Below are 5,732 nucleotides of genomic sequence, written 5' to 3' on the forward strand. Positions count from 1 at the left end.
AAACGGTAAACGCCAACTCCTGCGCCGCTGTAGAGCCAGCCTCTCGTATGTGATAACCAGATATGCTAATCGGATTAAATTTGCGAGCATGTTCGGCACAAAATTCAATTATGTCGCACGACAGCTTTAGTCCCGCGCCGGGCGGAGAAATCCACTCCTTTTGTGCAATGTATTCCTTTAAAATATCGTTTTGAATTGTGCCTCCCAAGAGATCCCAGGATATTCCTCTTCTTCGCGCAACTGCAAGATACATGGCGAGTATGGGAGCGGCGCTACAATTTATCGTCATAGACGTAGTCACCGCCGACAAATCAATGCCGCCAAAAAGCCTATCCATATCGGCAATAGTCGAAACGCTCACCCCTTCTCTTCCTACTTCCCCCAGTGAGCGCGGATGGTCGGCATCGTAGCCCATTAGAGTAGGCATATCAAAAGCAGTTGAAAGCCCAGTTTGTCCGTGTTTTAGCAGATAGTGAAAACGCGCATTGGTATCGTCTGGAGATCCAAAACCAGCAAACTGCCGCATAGTCCAAAGACGCCCTCGATACATCGACGCCTGAGGCCCTCGAGTAAATGGAAATTGCCCAGGAAGCCCCAGTTTTCTGACCTCATCGAAGGAACCCAAGTCGCGCGACGTTATACATACTGGGATTTCTGTTCCACTAATAGTTGCATAGGACTTTCGCCTCTCGGCTTGTCCACGATAAGCATGTTCAAGCCACTGCTCTTTGCTAGCAGCGGCTATTTGCATAACATTGCGCGAGCGAGTTTTAGTAGCTGAACTGAGCTGTTTTTTTTCTGTGGACATATCTTTCTTTTTTGAACTACTGGCGCATTCCTGCAAAAAACGAAATCACTTCAAAAGTTGGCTCGCAATTACAAGCCTTTGGATTTCGCTTGTTCCTTCGTATATTTCCGTAATCTTTGCATCCCTCAAATATCGCTCGACGTTAAAATCCTTTACGTAACCATAACCGCCGTAGATTTGAATAGCTTTTAGCGCACAGTAGACCGCGGCCTCGGACGCAAATAATTTCGCTTCTGCCGCCTCCCTCGTATAACTAACCTTTGCCACCTTTCGCCGAGTAGCAGCATACGTTAACAATCGAGCCGCATTAATTTTGCAACTCATATCGGCAATGTAATTCTGTATGGTTTGATGCTCGGCTAGCAATTTTCCGAAAGTCTGGCGCTCTTTGGCATATTTGATGGAATCTTCCAGTGAAGCTCGCGCAATCCCTACCGCCTGCGCGGCAATGCCGCAGCGGCCACCATCGAGTGTGAGCATTGCTATTTTAAATCCATCTCCAGCTTTGCCTAAAAGCGCGCTGCCGTCGAGCTCTACGTTGTCAAAGGTAATACTTGCCGTGGGACTGCCGCATATTCCCAATTTGTCTTCTTTTTTCCCTATTGTAATGCCGGGGTGGTTTTTTAGCTCAACGATAAAGCAATTAATCCCCCTGTGCCGCTCCTCTGGCTTTTCCATGGCAAACAAAACGCAAATATCTGCAACTGGCGCATTGGTTATCCAATTTTTTACGCCATTAATTATCCATTTGTCGCCCTTCTTCTTCGCCATACAGGTTTGGCGCGCCGCATCGCTTCCAGTCCCTGGTTCGCTCAGCGCAAAACAGCCCAAATGTTCGCCTTTGGCTAGTTTAGGCAAATATTTAACTTTCTGTTCCGGAGAGCCAAAATTTAGTATCGGCCAGCAGGCTATTGAGTTGTGTGCGCTGACAATTACGCTAGTAGAAGCGCAGACTGCCGCTAGCTCTTCAATAATAACTACGTAGGAAAGGTAATCGAGCTCCGCACCACCATACTCGCTTGGGACCGTAATGCCAAAGTAACCAGCCGCAGATAATTTTGGCACTAGTTCCTTAGGAAAGTAGTGCTCCTGATCAATTTTTCGCGCCAAGGGCAGAACCTCCCTCTGGGCGAATTCTCTCGCACTTTGTCTAACAATTCTCTGTTCTTCGTCTAATTCGAATTCAAATGAGTTCATAAGCTTCGCCGATATTAACATCCCTTAAATGTTGGTTTCCGTTTTTCCACAAAAGCCCCTAAACCTTCCCTCGTGTCGTTGTATTTGAATAGTTGAACAAACTCCTCTACTTCCTGACTCAAACCAGCCGTTTTTTGTGCAAAATAGAGATTTTCAATACTCCGCTTAGCAGCTTTTAAGGCTAGCGGCGCTTTAGTTTTAAGATTTTCCACAATCTCGCCGAGCTTTTTCTGTAATTCAGTAGGCTCAACTAGCCAATCCACTAATCCAAGCCGATAAGCTTCACTAGAACTAATCGTTTCAGCCGTTAGAATTAGTCTTTTTGCCGCGCCAATTCCCACGCGAAGCGGCAAGCGCTGGGTTCCTCCAAAGCCAGGGATAAGACCCAAATTCACTTCAGCTTGTCCGAGCTTTGCTGTAGTAGTAGCTAAAATCATGTCACAGGCAAGAGCAAGCTCTAAACCTCCGCCAATAGCATAGCCGTTTACAACTGCTATTACTGGAACAGGAAGGCGTTCTAGTTGGCGCGTTACATCTTGGCCTAAAGCAATAAAATAATGCAAATCACTCGGCGACGCTCCTAGCATGCATTTAATATCCGCGCCAGCAACGAAAGCCCGATCTCCGGCCGAAGAAATGCTCACTACTCGACATTCGCTAAAAGGCAATTTAGCGAGCGCAATTAGATGCGTCTTTAGTCCCTCTAAAACCTCAACATTTAGAGCATTTAAGCTCTCTTCGCGCTCTATGCGAAGTTTAGCCTCGGCATCAGCAATTTGCAGAGAAACCAAGCTATTTTTCATAGATAGACCCTTGCTACGGAATAATACATCAAACTACGCCCCAAACTTCACTCAAACCATATCATGGCCTATCTCTTGCATCATGTTTTTTTTTAAGAAAGGGTTAGCACGACATAAACTTCCTAAAATATTGAGATAAATTGGATTTACGTGACGGAGCAAGCAAGCAAAACGGCCGTAAGGCGGGAAATAAGTGCAGGGTGTATCGACACTTTTGCAACATCTTTAGCTCAGAATAGTGCATTCTTAAGCATAAATCAGCTTAGGCAACTCGTACAGGCTAGAGAATTAGGCAGCAATGCTAAGTTTATTCAAGAGACGGCAGAATATTCCTTTTGTAAGACGCCCATTGATATAGAGTCCCTGAGTATTCTTGAAGCCGAGTTAGTTAATCAGGAAATCGCTCTTTGTAGAGGGCCAGCGGGAACTGTCTGCTCCTTAGCTCAACGAGCAACTTTGGATAAAAACTCCTTGTGTTGGCACGCCAGAAGGGTCTTGCTCGCACTTCCGGAAATGGCATTTTTCGTGGACGTTCCACGATATGTCTTAGCTTGGGCGGACGAGATTGAAAATATTTATTCTGGAGAGCATAATTTTAGTTTTTCCCCGCAAAAGATCGACGACCCCAGTGCGACTGCCAGTGTCATTGCAAGCCGGCAGGAAGCTAGAGATAAGCTAGACTATCTAAATACTTTTGCGGACTATTGCTTAGGTAAATATTCGAGGCGAAGGAGCGCTCCTCCTTATCTCGAACCAGGACTCAATTTCATTTTAAAACTTCTAGCCACATCTAGAAAATTCGAGCAAAATAGTTCTTTAAATTATATATGTCTTCCCATAAGCAAGAAAGAGTTTATCCAGAAGACCAAAACAATATTGCTAGAAGGAGCAGGATGTCGGCCACAGAAATCTTAGTAGTAGATGACGACCCGGTGGTAACGAGCATAGTGTCGAGTATGCTACTAAATAAGGGCTACTTAGTTTCGTGCATTCAAAGCGGTCGCGAATGCCTCTCGTCAATGCGCCAAAAATTAAGTAACAAGGAAGCTCTTCCCCGCGTAATTCTCTTAGATCTCTTGTTAAACGATATGCAAGGCTCGCAGGTGCTAAAAGAGCTTAGGGAAATATTCTCGCCTTCCTATGTGCCAGTTATAATGCTTTCAGCGAACACCGAGGGCGAAATGCTTGAAATTAACACAGATGCTATCCCGGATGTCTACTTACAGAAGCCATTTACGTCATCTGAGATAATTCAAGCAATCGAAAGCGTTTTGCATCAAAGTTAGGCGTGCTTATCAGTGCGCGTAACGCTCGTAAATCCTTTCAATACTGATAGCCTTGCCGTCTGCTTCGTTTATTTTAAGAACCACGCCATTTATCATGCTATTGCCGCTAGCCACATCAAATTTGCCAGGCAATCCACTTAAAAAACGCTCTACGACAAGTTCGGATTTTACGCCAATTACACTCTCCTGTGGGCCGCACATGCCTAGGTCTGAAATAAAGGCCGTTTGTTTGGGAAGTAGCCTATTATCGGCAGTTTGCACATGAGTGTGTGTCCCAGCGACTAGTGTAACTTTTCCATCGAGGAAGTAACCAAGTGCTACTTTTTCACTTGTAGCTTCAGCATGAAAATCGACGATGATTATTTCTGAAGAAGAAAGCTCTTTAGCTAATAAATCTCCAATGCAGCGAAAGGGGCAGTCAACCAATTGCGGCATAAATACCCTGCCAATGAGATTTACTACGGCTATTTCTAGGCCGCTTTTATGTTGGTGTTTTAGCCATCCTGCTCCCGGCGCTCCAGGGGGAAAGTTAAGGGGGCGAAGAATCCGTGCTTTATTGCTTTCTAAATACGGATAAACCTCTTTTTTTTGCCAAATGTGATTGCCGCTAGTAATGATATTTACGCCCGCCTTAAAAATTTCGCCAGCAGTCGAGGCATCTATACCCAAACCTCCAGCAGCATTTTCTCCATTGGCGATTACCATATCCGCCTGATAGTGCGCTACCAAGTTGGCCAAATGCTTAGAAAGAACCTGCCGCCCAATTTTACCAACTACGTCGCCCAGAAAAAGTAGAGTAAACATGTATTATCCCGCTCGCTATACAAGAAATAAAGTAGGCACGAGTATTGCTGTTAATTTTTTAGAACAAACGCCTTAGTAGGCAAAACTGTTGACTCTAGCCATTTAGAAAAAACTTATGAACATAGAGACAAATTCAGATTACCCAAAACTTTCCTCGGTGCAAGGTTCGGATAATACAAGCGATAGTGCCGATATTCAAGTTCTCGCCACGGAGTCATCGACAGACGCACAGGCAAGCGAGTTTGGCACGATGATGCGAAAGATTCTGGGCACAGCAGACGGCAGTCAAGTAAATGAAGAGGAATTATTTGCCTCTCTAATTGAAAATCGCCTTTCTAAGCACAGCGAAGAAGCCGCTACTTTTTACCGCCAGCAGAAGGAAGGGTTTTTAAATACCCTCCGACGCGCTGACGGTTATGTATCTGTGGAGGACGCAGCTCTTAAAGCATTAAAGGCGACAGTCGATGCCGGCAAGGTCGATTCGGCCACTGCCGAGAAGGTTAATTCCGAAGCATTTAAGGCAGCTCAGCTAGACGACAACGCAGACGCTCTCTACGATGGCCGTGGAAGTGCCGGCGATCCGACGATTGCAGTTTCCGACCTCGAATCAGCGCTTTTTAGCATGCGTGCTGTTATTGAAAAAATCGATGTTGGGGATTTAGAGTCTGGCAGCCGCTCGCTTGAGTCGGCTCCTACATCCTCCGCACCAACTGCAAACGGCCCTAGTTCCACCGGCAATGCTCAAGATGGTTCTGGCGGCTTTTTGTGGAAGCCCGTATCGGAGTCCGATGGCAAGCTAGTAGTTCTACTTCCCACAGAACTAAAAGGCCTAAT

Annotated in this window: 7 protein-coding genes; 3 read left to right on the forward strand and 4 right to left on the reverse strand. The window is 45.7% G+C overall.

What is annotated here, in order from left to right; all coding sequences use genetic code 11:
- From IT291_10970 to IT291_10980, 3 genes are all read right to left on the reverse strand, one after another.
- The coding region (locus IT291_10970) for a methylmalonyl-CoA mutase (protein MCC6221749.1) at positions 1 to 751 on the reverse strand (751 nt) is incomplete at its 3' end.
- Positions 752 to 853: 102 nt separating this feature from the next.
- A complete protein-coding gene (locus tag IT291_10975; GenBank protein ID MCC6221750.1) occupies positions 854 to 2,005 on the reverse strand; it encodes an acyl-CoA dehydrogenase family protein in 1,152 nt (383 codons plus the stop codon).
- Positions 2,006 to 2,019: 14 nt separating this feature from the next.
- On the reverse strand, positions 2,020 to 2,808 hold the full coding sequence (locus IT291_10980) for an enoyl-CoA hydratase/isomerase family protein (protein ID MCC6221751.1): 789 nt from the start codon (positions 2,806 to 2,808) through the stop codon (positions 2,020 to 2,022).
- 150 nt (positions 2,809 to 2,958) lie between these two features.
- Here IT291_10980 and IT291_10985 point away from each other — a divergent pair, with 150 nt between their 5' ends.
- Positions 2,959 to 3,723, forward strand: a complete 765-nt coding sequence (locus tag IT291_10985; protein ID MCC6221752.1) for a hypothetical protein — start codon at positions 2,959 to 2,961, stop codon at positions 3,721 to 3,723.
- A complete protein-coding gene (locus tag IT291_10990) occupies positions 3,702 to 4,094 on the forward strand; it encodes a response regulator (protein ID MCC6221753.1) in 393 nt (130 codons plus the stop codon). The genes IT291_10985 and IT291_10990 overlap by 22 nt, the downstream gene beginning before the upstream one ends.
- A 9-nt stretch (positions 4,095 to 4,103) precedes the next feature.
- On the opposite strand, the gene IT291_10995 is transcribed toward IT291_10990, so the two are convergent.
- Entirely contained in the window at positions 4,104 to 4,898 is a 795-nt protein-coding gene (locus IT291_10995) for a TIGR00282 family metallophosphoesterase (protein ID MCC6221754.1), read from the reverse strand.
- Positions 4,899 to 5,013: 115 nt separating this feature from the next.
- Here IT291_10995 and IT291_11000 point away from each other — a divergent pair.
- Positions 5,014 to 5,732: hypothetical protein (locus IT291_11000; protein MCC6221755.1), on the forward strand; the 719-nt coding region annotated here is incomplete at its 3' end.

The sequence above is a fragment of the Deltaproteobacteria bacterium genome (assembly GCA_020845775.1).
In the GTDB taxonomy this organism is placed as follows: domain Bacteria; phylum Bdellovibrionota_C; class UBA2361; order SZUA-149; family JADLFC01; genus JADLFC01.

What these genes read in the sequence shown, in the direction of transcription:
- IT291_10995 (MCC6221754.1), bottom strand. Translation starts at nt 4,898, where the DNA reads ATGTTTACTCTACTTTTTCTGGGCGACGTAGTTGGTAAAATTGGGCGG.
- IT291_10990 (MCC6221753.1), top strand. Translation starts at nt 3,702, where the DNA reads ATGTCGGCCACAGAAATCTTAGTAGTAGATGACGACCCGGTGGTAACG.
- IT291_10980 (MCC6221751.1), bottom strand. Translation starts at nt 2,808, where the DNA reads ATGAAAAATAGCTTGGTTTCTCTGCAAATTGCTGATGCCGAGGCTAAA.
- IT291_10975 (MCC6221750.1), bottom strand. Translation starts at nt 2,005, where the DNA reads ATGAACTCATTTGAATTCGAATTAGACGAAGAACAGAGAATTGTTAGA.